Below are 14,740 nucleotides of genomic sequence, written 5' to 3' on the forward strand. Positions count from 1 at the left end.
AGCGGCTGCCCCAGTTCATCCTGTTAGGCGCTCTTACGGGCTCCGAGGGCTTACGGCTCTCCACCCTCGTCGGCCAGGACCGCCGTTCCTGGCCTATCGCATGAGGGGCAGACTGACGCCGTGGGTTCGTCGTTGATCTCCGTCACGCCGCTGCTGCCGGTTGCGCTGCTCGTGCTGGTCTTCGTGGGCGCCGTCACGGCATGGGTTGGGAGGCTGGGGCACGGCACGGCTGTGGTGACGGCCTGCCTCCGAGCGGTGGTTCAGCTCGGTGCGGTGTCTGCGTTGATCACCTGGGTGGTCACGCTGCCGGTGGCCGTCGCGGGGTTCGTCCTTCTTATGTACGGCGTCGCGACCTTCACCGCGGGACGACGGATCACGACGGGACGACGGGTGTGGTGGGCCGGGTTGCCGATCGCGGTCGGGACGGTGCCCGTGCTGGCGACCCTGACCGGGAGTGGGGTCGTCTCCACCGACGGGATCGTGATCATTCCGGTGGCCGGGATCCTGCTGGGCGGCTGCCTGACCGCGACGACGCTGGCCGGTCGCCGGGCCAAGGACGAACTGCTCGGACGCAAGGGAGAAGTGGAGGCTGCCCTGTCCCTGGGTTTCTCCACCAGGCAGGCGGCATTGGAGATCTGCCGTCCGGCGGCGGCGCAGGCGCTGGTGCCCGCGCTGGACCAGACCAGGACCGTGGGGCTGGTCACACTGCCGGGAGCCTTCGTCGGCATGCTCCTCGGCGGAGCCGACCCCATCCAGGCAGGGGTCGTGCAGTTGGTGGTCCTGGTCGCGCTCCTCACAGCAGAGGTGATCGCAACCGTGACCACCATCGAACTGACCGCCCGCGGCCACTTCGACGGCGCATAGACACGAATTGTCCTGCGTCTTGTCCTGCGTCTTGTCCTGCGTCAGCCTTTCGTCCAGGCCGAGCGAGGACGTCCACCGAAAGCGTCCGTCCCACTGTTCGACGACGTAGACCCGGCCGGAGACGGGGCACGTTCTCTCGCGTGAAGAGGGAGGACGGTCACGCGGCGGGCTCCAACCTCCTCGCTTGCCCCTGTGAAGGACCTACGCACCGCCGATCCGGGTGGACTCACATGCCTGACCCCGGGCATTCGGGTGCCGGGACCCGCCTGAGCAGCCCAGATTTCAGGGGCCGACAGTGCGATGGACGTGTCCGGTGGTGAGGAGTTAGCGGCAGGTTCGGGAGGCGGATTTACGGGTGAGTTGCCGGGTTGGGTCGGTCGCGGGGGTGGTGGGTTGGGGTTGTTCGGTGGGGTCTTGGCTCGGGGGTGGGGTGGCTGTGGTGGTGGACGTTGGAGTGGGGGTGGTGGGGGGTTGGGAAGTTGGTGGGGTGTGCGGGGGGCAGGCGCGGGTGGGGCGTGGGTGGTGACGGTGGGGGCGATGGGGGCGGGGATGAGTGGGGCGTGGGGTTGGGACGGTCACGGTGATGGTTGGGGTGGGGGTGATGGTGGGAGTTGTTGTAGGGGTTGGTGGGCGAGGGGTGGGCTTGGGGGGTAATGGTGGGGCTTTGGTGGGGATCGGGCGGGCGGCGCTGTCTGGGCGGATGGGGCGGTAGTGGGTTATGTCCTGGATTTCGCGGAGTTCTAAGGGGATATTTCGAGGTTTGGGGGATTCTGTGATTTTGGTGGCGGGGGCGTCGGCGGTGGCGGGGAACTTGCCGGAGGCGGTGCCGATGATTTGTTCGTCGGGGACGGCGCCGAGTTGGGTGAAGGCGATGACGATGGCTGCGGCGGCGGCGATGGCGGCGACCGCGCCGAGGGCGGCCTGGGGCCAGCGGCGGGCCGTGGCCTCTTCGGTGATCGGGAAGCCGGCGGGGTCGAGAGCGCCGACGCGACGGGCCACGTACTTGCGGTAGGGCACGAGTTCGGGGTCGATGAAGCAGCTCATCACCCGGACGCGGAGGGTGTCGGGCAGGGTCGCGGACGGCAGCAGAGCGAAGATCTTCGCAGCCGAGAGCTGGCTGTCGCGGTGGCGTCGGCACGTGTCGCAGCGGGCGACGTGGCGGACGAGGTGCTCGCGCGACTCCTCGGGGGATTCGAGGATCTTCGCGCGCCTGGGGCAGTCGTGGGGGCCTTCGGCCGCGAGGACTTCGGCGGTGACGGCGTCCAGGAGGCGTTCGGTGGCGGCGTCGCGTGCGGCTTCCGCCTGGCGTACGGAACGGCCGAGGGTGGTGGCGAGGTCGGGGGCGGACAGGCCGTGGCGGGTGCCGAGTTCGAGGATCTCGCGGTCCTCGTAGGAGAGGAGCTGGGCGGCCTGCCAGGCGGTGAGGCGCAGAGCCGCGTCGCCGGAGTCGGAGGCGACCGCCACCCCGGCCGGGTCGGTCTCGTCGGTGATCACGAACCCGGGCATGCGGCGGCGGGCGCATTCTCCGCGGGCGAGGGCGAACAGCCAGGGTCGCAGCTGCGCTGGGTCGGCCAGCGACACGATATGGGCTTCGGCGGCGATCAGCGTGTCCCGGAGGGCGACCTGGGCTCCGTCGGGGCTGCCCAGCATGGCCCAGCAGAATCGGTAGATGCTCTCGGCGTGTGAATCGTAGAGCGCGGCGAGGGCACCTGGATCGCGGTCACGCAGTGCTTCGACCAGGTCTCGGTCATTCATGTGACCGAAGGTAATGGATTGGTAACTAGCAGTTCCAGTGATTCACGGGAATGACATCCCTTTTGATTTGGTACGGCTTGCGGTTAAGGCATGGGGTCAAATCGGGTGATATCGAGGGGGGTTACCAAAAAAGGAGCATCAGGGTGGCTGTGGTGATGGCGATGCCTGCCGTGATCAAGGTGATCACGGCGCAGATCATGGCGGCGTGGACCATTCCCCAGTCGGTGCCGGATGTCTGCTGGGCTCGCATGTCGGCCAGGGCGCGCGTACGCAGGGAGAGTGCGATCAACGCGGGGATCACACCTGCTCCGACCAGGAACAACAACGGCACCGAGGCGAATCCCAGGCGTGTCGCCCACACCACGGTCCGGCGATCGACCTGCGCGTTGAGCTCCGGTCCGATCGTACGCACGGCCACGGCGCCACGCCGATGTGCCCCCATCTTGACCATCCCCTATCTATAGAAATTTCCAGAAAAGCAATGCGAGGGGTTCGGGTATCGCCCGCGAGACGAAATACCCGGCTGTCCGGCATTCATAACACCACCACAAGAATTAACCGATTAGACGGACATCCCAAACCAACACCCCACCCAACTCCCCCAAACCCCAACCCCGAACCAAAAACCCATCCCCTTCCAACCCACCCCCACGTCTCCCCCTCAACCACCCCAAGCCCATCGCCCAACCACTTTCCTTCGGCCAAAGGGCCAAGACAGGGACCGGACGAAGCCCAGGCAGGAGCCACGCGAAGCCCGAGGTGGGGGGCGGGCGGAGCCCGCAAGGGCGGGCGGGAGAACCACCCCTACCGCGCGTGAGGCGGGGCGGCACGCAGGAACAATGACCCCCAGAGGCCCGCAGGCCAATGCACGCCCGCAGGGCGACGACCTGGGTGGCCCGCAGGGCAATGAAGGGGTGGGCGGGCGGGAAACCCTGGCAACCGCCATCCAGAAGCAAACTCGGGAATCGATGGCATACGGAATGCGCCTCATCAGCTTCTTGGTCACGGTGGATTCGGCGCTTCGTTGAGCACGGTGGATCTCCCACCCACCCACCCTTTATTGCGGGCTCCGCCCGCCCCCCCACCTCGGGCTCCGCCCGCCCCACCTCGGGCTCCGCCCGCCCCACCTCGGGCTCCGCCCCACCTCGGAGCTCCGCCCCGATCACCCGGGCTCCACGTCAATCACCAGGGCTCCGCCCCGGTCACCCAGGACCCTGCCCCAGTTGCCCGGGCTCCGCCCCAGCTACCCGGGCTCCGCCTCCAGTCGCTGCGGGCTCCGCCTCAGTTCGCCTCGGGCTTCACGCGATCACCCATGCGGCAGTCCGCCCGTTTTCACCTCGGGCGTCGCGAGGCCCACGTGAGCCTCGCTCACCCCCACATTGGGTTTCTTCTGCTCACCCTGAAAAAGAACGACAGAGCGACGCCACCAACCGGACAGCGCGCAACCGCCCACCCGGAGGTTGCCAATGGTGTGTCCGCGAACCGGAGTAACTCAACGTCAGCGTGACTGATGCGTCAGAACACTCAACGTCGGCGTGACCGTTTGCGTCAAAACCGATGACCGTCGCTAGCGAGCGAGCAAACCCGCCGTAGCGCAGCCCTCTGAAAGAGCATCCAAGCCGAAAGCATCCACCGGCCCAAGAGCCCCCGTCCCACCCACCCCATCAATCAGAGCAGTCGTCGCAGCCCAAGCGAGAATCCGCGCCGTGAAGTCGTACGGATCCCCGCCATCAAGATGACTGGCAGCGAGAAGCCGCCCATCCGCCGCGTACGCCTCGGCGATCGTCTGAGAGGAAATCGCCGGATCGGTCGGTGAAGACGTACGAGGCCCGGAGCGGATGGCACGGTCGGCCATGGCTTCGGTGACGCGGCGGGCGCCGGGGAGGGCGGCGATGACAGGGGTCGCGCGGGCGAGGACGCCGGCGGCGCGGGTGAGGCCGCCGAGCCAGCCGAGGTAGACGTTGACCTCGCGGAGGCGGGGGTAGGCGCGGGGCAGGGCGAAGTGTTCGCTGGCGCCGAGGGAGATGCCGTGGCGTTTGCGGCCGCCGACGGTGAAGAGGCGGGTGCGGCCGTGTTCGCGGATGATGCGGCCGTCGCGGTAGCCGTACATGGGTTCGAGGATCATGCCGAGGGCGGAGGCGCGCGTGCCGGCGCTGGCGCGGCGGGCCATGTTGCCTCGGACGAAGTAGCCGATGTCCACGCGTACGGCTTCGGAGCCGGCTTTGCGGAGGGCGAGGGCGGCGGCGAGGTTGCCGGGGACGTAGTCGTACCCGAATGCGGTGATGAGGGTGGCGCCGCGGGCGGCGGCGGCCGGGCCGTACCGCTGGAAGACGCGTTTGATGAAGGGGGGTTCGCCGGTGGAGTCGAGGTAGATGGCGCCGGCTTCGGTGACGGCCTGGATGGCGGGTTCGCCCCAGCGGGTGAAGGGGCCGACGGTGGAGACGAGCACGTCGCCGGATTCGACGATTCTGCGGACCGAGTCGGGGCGGCTCACGTCGGCGACGGCGGTCGGGAGTTCGACGGGGAGGGATGCCGCGAGGGCGGCCAGCCGGGCTGGATCGCGCCCGGCCAGCAGCGGCCGGGCGCCACGCGCCAGCAGGGCTTCCGCGGTCAGTCTGCCCGTGAAGCCGGTGGCGCCGAACAGGACGATCCTCGGCGTGCTCATGCCTGTACCGTAACCCGACTCGGATTTCAAGATCCAGAGGGGGTTCACCCCGATTCTGGGCTCCGGTACGGTCACGGCCGCTGTTCGCTCGTGGCCTGAGCGTTGCGGTCCCTGACGAACGGCTCGGTCTGCGGCTTCGCCGTGTGCACCGGCAGCGCCCCGCCCATCGCCAGATCCTCGTACGGCTTCGCCGTGGCCCCCCACGTCCGCGCGAGCACCTCGGTCCTGGCGGCGGTCGCCCCCTCGGTGACGCTCTCGACGGTGATGATGAACCGCCGGGTCGTGTTGGCGCGCACGTCGTCCACGAACGCGGTCCCGCCGCCGATCAGCTTGCCGGCCGCGTCCCGCAGCAGCGCGGTCACGACCAGGCTGGACGCCGGCTTCTGGAACGGATCGCTGACATACCCCGTGATCAGGTACGACCCCGTGCCCAGCTTCTCGGTCGCCACCTTCGTCACCGGGAACGGCTTGAACGCGGACGGGATCCTGGCCGCCTGGTGCCACGCCGCCGGACGGTAGTTGATCTTCACGGAGACGGGTTTGGCGGCGGCCAGCGCCTCGCCGGTGAAGGCCAGCGTGCCGGCCGGTGGAACCGCGTCGAGCGGCTGCTCCATCCGGACGACCTCTTTGCCGGTCGCGTCCTGGGCGCTGATCGTGGCCACGGTGTTCTCCCCGAAATGCCACCGGTTGGGGTTGCCGAGCACGGCCGCCCAGTTCACCACGTATCCGCCGCTGGCCTTGACCACCGAGGAGGCCTGCTCCTTAAGCGCGAGCGGGCCGAGCTGCTTGGGCTTGTTCGAATCGTCTTGCCCGCATCCCGCCAGCACCATCAGGGCGGTCAGGATGAGTGCTGTCATACGCTGCGTCACTCAGCTGTGATAACGCGTGTCCACCGGAGGAATCCGGCGGACACGCACGTCGCGTACGAAAGCTTTACGGCAGGTCCTTCAGCGAGCCGGACCCTTTACCGGGCGCGCTGCACACGGCCCTCGTCCCAGACCGGTTCGGGCGATTCGTACACCCGGCCGTCGGCGCCGAAGACGAGGAAGCGGTCGAAGTCGGCGGCGAACCAGCGGTCGTGGGTGACCGCCAGCACCGTGCCGTCGAACGCGTTCAAGCCTTCCTGCAGCGCCTCGGCGCTGGCCAGGTCGAGGTTGTCGGTCGGCTCGTCGAGCAGCAGCAGCGTCGCGCCGGACAGTTCGAGCAGCAGGATCTGCAGCCGCGCCTGCTGGCCGCCGGACAGCGTCTCGAACCTCTGCTCAGCGATGGTGCCGGCCAGCTCGTACCGCGCGAGGATCTTCATGGCCTCGTTCTTGAGCCTGGCGTGCTCGGTCATGACGATCTCGCACGGCGTGCGTCTGGCCAGTTCGGGCCGGGTGTGCGTCTGGGCGAAGTGGCCGGCGACGACCCGGGCGCCGAGCCGGGCGACCCCGGTGTGGCGGATGGTCTCGCCCGCGAGCAGCCGCAGGAAGTGCGACTTTCCCGATCCGTTCGAGCCGAGTACAGCCACGCGCTCGCCGTACCAGACCTCCAGGTCAAAGGGCTTCATCAGGCCGGTCAGCTCGACGGTCTCGCAGATCACGGCACGCTTGCCGGTACGCCCGCCGCGCAGCCGCATGTTGATCAGCTGGTCCTTGGGCGCGAGCTCGGGCGGCCCCGCCTCCTCGAACTTCCGCAGCCGCGTCTGGGCCGCGTGGTACGCGTTGGCCATGCCGTCGTTGTACGTCGCCTTCTGCTTGAGCATGTTGACCAGGCGCTTCAGCTTGGCGTGCTCCTCGTCCCAGCGGCGGCGCAGCTCGTCCAGGCGCTCGTTGCGCTCCTTGCGGGCCTCCGCGTACGTGGCGAATCCGCCGCCGTGGACCCAGATGTTGCCGGATTCGACGGTGACGATGCGGTCGGCGGCGTTCGCGAGGAGCTGCCGATCGTGCGAGACGAGCAGGACGGTTTTGGGCGTGTCCCTGAGTGCCTGTTCGAGCCAGAGTTTGCCCGGAACGTCCAGGTAGTTGTCCGGCTCGTCGAGAAGCAGGGTCTGGTCGGGGCCGCGCAGCAACGCCTCAAGGACCAGGCGTTTCTGCTCACCCCCGGACAGCGTGTTCACTTCCCGATATTTCACGTTCTCGTACGGCGCGCCCATCGCGGCCATCGTGCAGGTGTCCCAGAGCACCTCGATGTCGTAGCCGCCGGCGTCGGAGTAGTCGGTGATCGCCTGCGCGTACCGCATCTGGGTCTTCTCGTCGTCGCGCTCCATCATGAGCAGCTCGACGGCGTGCAGCTTCTCCGCGGACTCGCGCACGCGGACCGGCGCCACCGAGAGCAGCAGGTCGTGCACCGACCGCCCGTCCCGGATGCTGCCGATGAACTGCCGCATCACCCCGAGCCCGCCGGAGCTCGCCACCGATCCCTCGACCGGCTGCACATCCCCGGAGATCAGCCGCATCAGGGTGGTCTTGCCCGCGCCGTTCGGCCCCACCAAGGCCGCCTTGACGCCTTCCCCGATCCGGAACGACACGTCGTCCAGCAAGGGCCTGCCATCCGGCAGCACATATGTCAGATGCCCGACCTCGACGTGTCCCACGACAATTCCCCTCCCAGGTCCTCGCGCAGGGTACCTCCCGGTTTCACGGCCGGGCATCCCAATTTTCAGGGCGTGAAGTACTGGAGGACCAGCCAGCCGAGGAGTGCCACCGCAACGATCAGGACGAGCAGATCCCGTGTGGTGTTCGCGGGGAACCAGCGTGGCCTGACCGGCTTGATGCGGGGAGTCCCGATGAGCGCGGCGGTGGCGACCAGCGGCCAGGGGACGTACATCAGCCAGGTGCCCTCTTCGGGGACGCCGCAGTCGGCGATCAGGGCGGCGGTCCAGGCCACGACCAGCACCATCAGGCCGAGCGCGGTCCAGGTGGCGGCGCGGCGGGCGACCAGGAAGGTCAGGCATCCCGCGATCGCCAGCGGTCCCAGGAGCAGGCCCATGGCCTGGACGTCGTTCAGGAACTCGGTGAGCCAGAACCAGTTGGGCGTGGGGCCCTCGTAGAAGATCCCGGCAGACAGGAACGCGTCCTCGGCTTGGATCTGCTCGGCCGGCTGCATGGAGAGGATCGTCCAGAGCACGGCCACGCCCAGGGCGAGCAGCCAGCGGACGCCTTCGCCGAGCGAGGGACGGGGTACGGTCAGCGGAATCCGCGCCGCCACGACCAGGGCCGCGATGGCCAGGAGGTACGCCAGGAGGGCCAGCAGCGCGAGCTTCGAGTCCAGGGGTCGCCAGACGCACTCATCTCGTTCCGGAACGAGGATGTCGATTCCCACGAATCCGACCGCGAGGAGGACGGTTCCGATCGTCGCCCGCCGGCCGGCGCCGAGAACGATGAGAACACCCAGGGCGATGGGAAGGAGTAGGCCCACCGTCGCCCCGCCGTACCGGATCGCGGTGTCGACGAATGACGGCTCGCACCAGGGGGACCCATAACTGAAGGAGACGATGTACATAGGCGGGGCGAAATAGGACGCCCACGGGGGAACCGCGACGAGCGCGACCGCGCCGATCCGTGAGATCACACCCCAGCGGGCGATCGTCTCCTGCTGCATCGACGGCCTCTCCGCTTGATCAACATGCCCAGAAGACGATATAGGCCCCGTCGGGGGAAATATCGAATTTCTACGGAATTATGACCGACATCGCGGTATTAGTGATTTTGAAGCCGAGGCGGGCGTAGACCTTCTTTGCGGGATTGGTGTACGTGACCGCGAGACCCATCTCCGCGAATCCATCCTCCGCCGCCCGAATCTGCACAAAACGCAGGAGGCTGGCGCCCAGACCCCGCGGCGACTTGCCGGGATGCCGGAAGACGTCACCGATCCACGCCATACCGTTCCACCGGTTGACCAGCACACCGGCGACCACCGCACCGGATTCGTCGACGGCCACCCCGCTGCACCGAAGCAACTCCCCGATGATCTCCCCAGCCATGAGCGGCACCAGTTCCTCACGAAACGCCTTGTCACTGTCGCGAGGATGGTGGTCCGGATGGCCGGGCGGATATGCGGCAATCCACGAAGGAAGAATGTCCTCGGGCGTGACCTCCCGTACGGGCAGAAACGCGAAGCCATCGGGCGCATCCCCGGAACCGGCCGGCCAAGCGCCGGGATCGGTCAGATCGCAGACCATCGTGTGCGCGTGCCGTACCAGCCGGGTCCCGCGCGCGAGCAGCCGTTCACCCAGCTCCGTCGACCCGGACACCACCCAGCCCGACAGCTCGTTCATGATCAGATCGTCGGCCTCGGGCCCGAGCACCTCGACCAGATCCGCCCAGGGCCGCCCCTCCCGCACCCCTTCGACGAAACTGATGACGGGAACACCCTCTGCGTTCGCCCTGATCTGCCGCATCTGCCGAGAATCCCGCACGCCGATGAGGCCGGGCAATTCATTTACCCATCAATTGCGTCCCGGCCCTGGTGCATGCTGGCGGCTATGGACGAGGTTGGGGTGCGCCAGGCCGTACCAGAGGATTACGACAGGATCGTCAGGGTCGTGGATGACTGGTGGGGGCGGCCGATGCGGGCCGGGCTGTCCCGGCTGTTCCTGGATCATTTCTTCAAGAGCAGCCTGGTCGCCGAGGTGGACGACCGGCTGGTGGGGTTCCTGGTGGGGATTCTCTCGCCGTCGCAGCCGTCGCTGGCCTACATCCACTATGTGGCTGTGGATCCGGATTTCCGGGTGAAAGGGCTGGCCCGCGAGCTCTACACGCGTTTCTTCGACCTGGCCCGCGCGGACGGTCGCACGGACGTCGGCGCGATCACGTCCCCGATCAACCAGCGTTCGATCGCCTTCCACACCTCCATGGGCTTCTCCGTCAGCGAGCCCGTCCCCGACCACGACGGCCCGGACTCCAGCCGCGTACGCTTCCACCGCCCCCTCTGAACCAAGCGGCGATCCGGCCACACCGTTCGAGGACCGGATCGCCACCCCGGCGGACTGATCACCGCAGCTTCCCGGCCAGCCAGGGCCGGATGAGCGGCACGACCCGCTCGGCCCGCATGGCCGCCATATGGTCGAGCCCGTCGAACACGTGCACCTCCCAGCCGAACTTCTCCAGTTCGGTACGCCGCTGGACCAACGGCCCGGCGATGTCCACCCGCACACCGCCCCACTTCGGCGAATAGTCGATGACGTCGGCCGACCCGGCGAAGCAGAGCCGGGGGCAGCCGAGCCGGTCCTGCGCGGCCACGTCGTCGAAGTCCTGGAGACTCTCGTAGAGGGCGAGGAACTGCCCCGCCTGCTCCGGCGAGGCCCCGACCGAGACGTTGTCCCAGTCGCCCACCTCCACGGGCCCCCTGGGCGGCGCGTCCCGCTCCTCGACGGCCAGCCGGTAGCTCGCCCGCGTGACCTCCAGCATCTCCGCGTACGGCCCGCCGATCGGCGGATACCCGCCCATCACCAGGGCGGCGCACCGGCGCGTACGGAGAGCGAGCTGCATCCCGGACAGCGCCAGCCACGAGTAACCGTAGTAACCGAACGACTCGGCGTTCACGGCGTCGGCGACGGCGAGCAGGTCGTGGGCGAGGTTGTCGGGTGTGAGCGTTTTAGGATGGGCCATGACGTGCGCCTCGTAGTCGAAGGCGACGACCCGGAACTCGGCGCTGAGCCCGCTGATGAGGGAGTGGCCGAGCGAAGGGTCGCCGCCCCACTCGCGCATCGCCTGGGCGGCCGGCCCTTCCTCGGCGGGTTCGGGGTTGACGGGCAGCAGCAGGTTCGGCCCTTCGCCGTGGACCTGGACGTCGATGGTGGCTCCGTCGTGGAGAATCGCGATCGGCATAAGATCTCCTTATGTCGTAAACTGTTTTCATCGAGCACAATACCTTATGCCGTAAGGAGTTTCACCCCGTGGTTCTGTACGCAGGTCAAGGCGATCCCCAGCGCACCCTCGCCCTGCTGTGGCGTGGCATCGCCGCGGACTCCGCCCGTACCAGCCGGGGGCCCAAGCCCGCGCTGACGGTGGACGCCATCGTGGACGCGGCGATCACGGTGGCCGACGAGTCCGGCCTGGACGGGCTGTCCATGCGCGCGGTCGGCGAACGGCTCGGCCGCACCGCCATGTCGCTCTACACCTACGTGCCGACCAAACGCGAACTCATCGACCTGATGTACGACCAGGCCCACGCCGAGATCTCCGCGCCCGCGCGCTCCCCCGGCGACTGGCGCGCCGAGGTCGAATCCTGGGCCGGTGAACTCCAGACCTGCTACCTGCGCCATCCCTGGCTGCTCCAGGTGTCCCACGCGCGCCCGGTGCTCGGCCCCCACGAACAGGCGGTCCTGGAGTCGATCCTGCGCGCCCTGGACCCGGCCGGCCTGCCGCCGGCCGGGCTCAGAGCCGTCGTCAGCTCCCTGTTCAGCCTGGTACGGGGTTCCGCGCGGTCGATCGCCGAAGCCAGATCGGCCGCCACGACCACCGGAACCACCGACCAGGAATGGTGGACCACCCGGGCCCGCCTGATGCGGGAACTCGTCCCCGACTTCGCCGACCGGTTCCCGCTCTCCGTCCGCCTGTCCTGCGAGCAGGTCACCGACTGGGAGCAGGCCGCCCGGGACGCCTTCTGCGACGGCCTGGCCATCCTGCTCAAAGGCGTCTGAGGTCAGCGACCGCCCAGGCGCCCGGCTCGTCCGGAGAGGCGGGTGAGCCTAGCGCTGGTCGTAAACCGCCACCGACCAGGCGCCCGGCTGCTTGCCCACGGCCCGCGCGAGATCGTCCACCGTCGACGGCGAAAGCCGGTACTTGCCGTCGCAGACGGCTTCCCGGCAGTCGCGCTGAGCGGTCGAATCGCGCAGGACGGGGGCGTCCGGCGGGAAGACCCAGAAGGTGACCACATGCTCCCGGGTGGTCCATTCCTCCTCGAACGCCTTGTCGTCGTACCTGCTCCGGGCCCCGTCCGGGCCGCACACGCCGCCCGCGCTGCTGACGCCGCCGCGGTGCCGCTCGATCGCGTACGCGATGGACATCGGCCGCTCGCAGCGCAGCACGATCTTCGTCTGCTCGCTGGCCGGGCGGAAGCGAAGCGTCACCTTGGTCCCCGTCTGGGTGGCCGTCTCCGAGGCGAGGAGCGGCAGCCCTTCGTACTCGGGCAGGGGCAGGACGTCCGCCTTGGCCGGCCCCGGCACCGCGACCGTCGGCTCCGGGCTACGGAGCACGGGCAGCGTCACGCCCAGGACCAGCACGGACGCGGCGGCGACCGCGATCGCCCAGCGCCGCCGCCGGATGCCCCCGGCGCGTCTCTTGATCGCGTTCAGGTCCGGTTCCGACGCCGCCCCGGCGGCTCCTCGCGAGGCCAGCACCGCGCTCAGGTTCTCTTCCGTGAACGTCTTCTCTCGTGGGTACGTCATCGCCGCGCTCCGCTCAGCCGGACTTCCGGATGCACCCTGAGCCGGGTCAGCGCGCGGTTGAGCTGGGACTTCACCGCGCCCAGCGAGCAACCCAGCACGTCGGCGGCCTGCGCCAGGGGCAGCCCCTCGTAGTAGTGCAGGACGATCACGGCCCGCTGCCGGGGCGAGAGCCCACCGACCGCCCGCCACAGCGCGTCCCGCTCCGCCAACTCGTGTACGGCGTCGCCGGGACCGGCGCTCTCCGGCAGGTCCGCGGTCGGTATCTCACCCCGCCATCTGCGCCGCCACCAGGACGAATGCGTGTTCACGATGATCCGGTAGACGTACGGGTCCGGGTTTCCGCGTACGCGCCGCCAGGCCAGCCAGGCCCTCGCCAGCGCCGTCTGCACCAGGTCCTCGGCCGTCGCCCAGTCTCTGGTCAGCAGGTACGCCATCCGGCACAGCCGATCATGTCGTTCTGCCACATACCGGGCGAACCCATCATCCATCGGACCTCCAGGGGTGGACCATTCCATGGAGGACTACCGGTTGGGAGACGCTCCCGGTTTACATGATCCTGGATCGTCCTACGGTGTCGGGTTTTCATGATCTGGGTTCGAGGATGGGCAGCCACGCCGCCGGTCCTGGTGGAAGCTCACGATCCCCGCTGAACGAGCCTGTCGCGCAGGGCTGCGAGGTCGTCCTCGTCGAGGCCGGCCTGGCGGAGCCGGGCTTCGAGATCGAGTCCGTGCAGGGCGGCGACCAGGGCGGCGTGGGCCGTGGTGTTCTTGCGGGCCAGGATCTGCCTGATCTCCTCGGTCTGGTCGTCGATGCCCAGTGCGGCGAACAGCGGCGGCAGGCGGTCGGTGCTCAACTCGTAGTCCGCGGCGATGTCCGCCGGGGCGACGCCGGCGATGGCGAGCAGCATCATGGCGACGAGGCCGGTCCTGTCCCGGCCGAGTCCGCAGTGGAACAGAATCCCACCGGGCTGCGCCCGCGCCACGGCAGTCAAGGCGGCCGCGCAGTGGCCGGCCTTCTGTTCGACGAAAATCCGGTAGTAGAGCGGGGAACCGTCCAGTTCGTTGCCCCACAGATATGTCCAGAACTCGGTGTCGTCCGCGTCGTCCAGCGGGACGTTCACCGTGGTCACACTCACGGGCCGGGGAAACAGATCGCCCTGGCGTTCCTCCGCGTTGCGCAGATCCACCACCGTCCGGATCCCGTACGCGGCGAGCGCGTCCCAGCCTTGTGCGGTGAGCCGTTCCGGATTGTCCGACCGTACGACCGCGCCCCGGCGGATCGCCGCGCCCCCGGACACGGGGATGCCGCCCAGATCGCGGACGTTGAAGCAGCCTTCCCAGTCCAGATGCCGTCCATTGGACACGATCTCGAAATCCCTCATGCCCCATCAGACGGCCGCGAGGGCAGACTCGTTCTGTTCCCGGCGCAACTAGTACGCCCGTCCGGTTGTCGATCTTCAAGTCTTGGAGCGCCCAACAGAACGACCTGAGACCGGCCCTTCGCCGTTATCCGGCGCCGTTAACGCAGGTGACGCTTCCCACCGCACCGGCGCCAAGAGCAACCGGCCTCATTCTGTCTGGGGTTAGAGCGCCTAACAGAACGACCCAAGGCACCGGCCCCTCGCCGTTATCCGGCGCCGATAACGCAGGTGACGCTTCCCACCGCACCGGCGCCAAAAGCGACCGGCCTCATTCTGTCTGGGGTTAGAGCGCCTAACAGAACGACCCAAGGCACCGGCCCCTCGCCGTTATCCGGCGCCGTTAACGCAGGTGACGCTTCTCGCCGCACCGGCACCAAGAGCGACCGGCCTCATTCTGTCTGGGGTTCTTCGTCGAGTTGGGGTTCTTGGTCGAGGTTCGAAGGGCCTACAGGTCTGGCTCACGCCAGCGCCGATAAGAGACAACATGGTCCGGCCCATCTGCGCCGACGGTGGTCGGTGCGGATGGGCCGGATGTGTAGGGGAACCGGAGCGTCGGTCGCCTCCCTGGCGCCGGTGCGGCGAGGTTACTCGCGTTGACGGCGCCGGATGGCGGCGAGAGGCGACCGAGCTTGGTTCATTTGGTTAGGCGCAGGTGTAGCCGGTT

The 14,740-nt window shown here is 68.4% G+C and carries 14 protein-coding genes; 3 read left to right on the forward strand and 11 right to left on the reverse strand.

From position 1 onward, the window contains the following. Window positions 1-120 precede the first annotated feature (120 nt). Window positions 121-864: an ABC transporter permease gene (locus Aph01nite_RS10135; RefSeq protein ID WP_204040527.1), complete on the forward strand. Its 744-nt coding sequence runs from the start codon at window positions 121-123 to the stop codon at window positions 862-864. Window positions 865-1,188: 324 nt separating this feature from the next. On the opposite strand, the gene Aph01nite_RS10140 is transcribed toward Aph01nite_RS10135, so the two are convergent. From Aph01nite_RS10140 to Aph01nite_RS10170, 7 genes are all read right to left on the reverse strand, one after another. After that, complete coding sequence (locus Aph01nite_RS10140) at window positions 1,189-2,619, reverse strand: RNA polymerase sigma factor (RefSeq protein ID WP_204040528.1); 1,431 nt, start codon at window positions 2,617-2,619, stop codon at window positions 1,189-1,191. Window positions 2,620-2,740: 121 nt separating this feature from the next. After that, on the reverse strand, window positions 2,741-3,070 hold the full coding sequence (locus Aph01nite_RS10145) for a hypothetical protein (RefSeq protein ID WP_204040529.1): 330 nt from the start codon (window positions 3,068-3,070) through the stop codon (window positions 2,741-2,743). A gap of 1,116 nt (window positions 3,071-4,186) precedes the next feature. Then, entirely contained in the window at window positions 4,187-5,284 is a 1,098-nt protein-coding gene (locus Aph01nite_RS10150; RefSeq protein WP_204040530.1) for a saccharopine dehydrogenase family protein, read from the reverse strand. A gap of 71 nt (window positions 5,285-5,355) precedes the next feature. Continuing rightward, on the reverse strand, window positions 5,356-6,141 hold the full coding sequence (locus Aph01nite_RS10155; protein WP_204040531.1) for a hypothetical protein: 786 nt from the start codon (window positions 6,139-6,141) through the stop codon (window positions 5,356-5,358). A 107-nt stretch (window positions 6,142-6,248) separates the two neighbouring features. Continuing rightward, window positions 6,249-7,859, reverse strand: a complete 1,611-nt coding sequence (locus Aph01nite_RS10160; protein WP_204040532.1) for an ABC-F family ATP-binding cassette domain-containing protein — start codon at window positions 7,857-7,859, stop codon at window positions 6,249-6,251. 65 nt (window positions 7,860-7,924) lie between these two features. After that, window positions 7,925-8,866 carry a hypothetical protein gene (locus tag Aph01nite_RS10165; protein WP_204040533.1) on the reverse strand — a complete coding sequence of 314 codons (942 nt, stop codon included), beginning with the start codon at window positions 8,864-8,866 and terminating at the stop codon, window positions 7,925-7,927. 70 nt (window positions 8,867-8,936) lie between these two features. Next, window positions 8,937-9,665, reverse strand: a complete 729-nt coding sequence (locus Aph01nite_RS10170) for a GNAT family N-acetyltransferase (RefSeq protein WP_204040534.1) — start codon at window positions 9,663-9,665, stop codon at window positions 8,937-8,939. Window positions 9,666-9,749: 84 nt separating this feature from the next. On the opposite strand from Aph01nite_RS10170, the gene Aph01nite_RS10175 reads away from it, so the two are divergent. After that, on the forward strand, window positions 9,750-10,199 hold the full coding sequence (locus tag Aph01nite_RS10175) for a GNAT family N-acetyltransferase (protein ID WP_204040535.1): 450 nt from the start codon (window positions 9,750-9,752) through the stop codon (window positions 10,197-10,199). 58 nt (window positions 10,200-10,257) lie between these two features. Here the strand turns inward: Aph01nite_RS10175 and Aph01nite_RS10180 are convergent, their stop codons facing one another. Continuing rightward, window positions 10,258-11,094, reverse strand: coding sequence for an alpha/beta fold hydrolase (locus Aph01nite_RS10180; protein WP_204040536.1), 837 nt, complete (start codon window positions 11,092-11,094; stop codon window positions 10,258-10,260). A 68-nt stretch (window positions 11,095-11,162) separates the two neighbouring features. Here Aph01nite_RS10180 and Aph01nite_RS10185 point away from each other — a divergent pair, with 68 nt between their 5' ends. After that, entirely contained in the window at window positions 11,163-11,909 is a 747-nt protein-coding gene (locus Aph01nite_RS10185) for a TetR/AcrR family transcriptional regulator (protein WP_204040537.1), read from the forward strand. Between the two features lie 48 nt (window positions 11,910-11,957). On the opposite strand, the gene Aph01nite_RS10190 is transcribed toward Aph01nite_RS10185, so the two are convergent. From Aph01nite_RS10190 to Aph01nite_RS10200, 3 genes are all read right to left on the reverse strand, one after another. Continuing rightward, window positions 11,958-12,656, reverse strand: coding sequence for a hypothetical protein (locus Aph01nite_RS10190; RefSeq protein ID WP_204040538.1), 699 nt, complete (start codon window positions 12,654-12,656; stop codon window positions 11,958-11,960). Then, window positions 12,653-13,144: a SigE family RNA polymerase sigma factor gene (locus Aph01nite_RS10195; RefSeq protein WP_204040539.1), complete on the reverse strand. Its 492-nt coding sequence runs from the start codon at window positions 13,142-13,144 to the stop codon at window positions 12,653-12,655. The genes Aph01nite_RS10190 and Aph01nite_RS10195 overlap by 4 nt, the downstream gene beginning before the upstream one ends. Window positions 13,145-13,290: 146 nt before the next feature. Beyond that, window positions 13,291-14,037, reverse strand: a complete 747-nt coding sequence (locus Aph01nite_RS10200) for a tyrosine-protein phosphatase (RefSeq protein WP_239161549.1) — start codon at window positions 14,035-14,037, stop codon at window positions 13,291-13,293. Window positions 14,038-14,740 lie beyond the last annotated feature (703 nt).

The organism is Acrocarpospora phusangensis (assembly GCF_016862995.1).
Taxonomy (GTDB): domain Bacteria; phylum Actinomycetota; class Actinomycetes; order Streptosporangiales; family Streptosporangiaceae; genus Acrocarpospora; species Acrocarpospora phusangensis.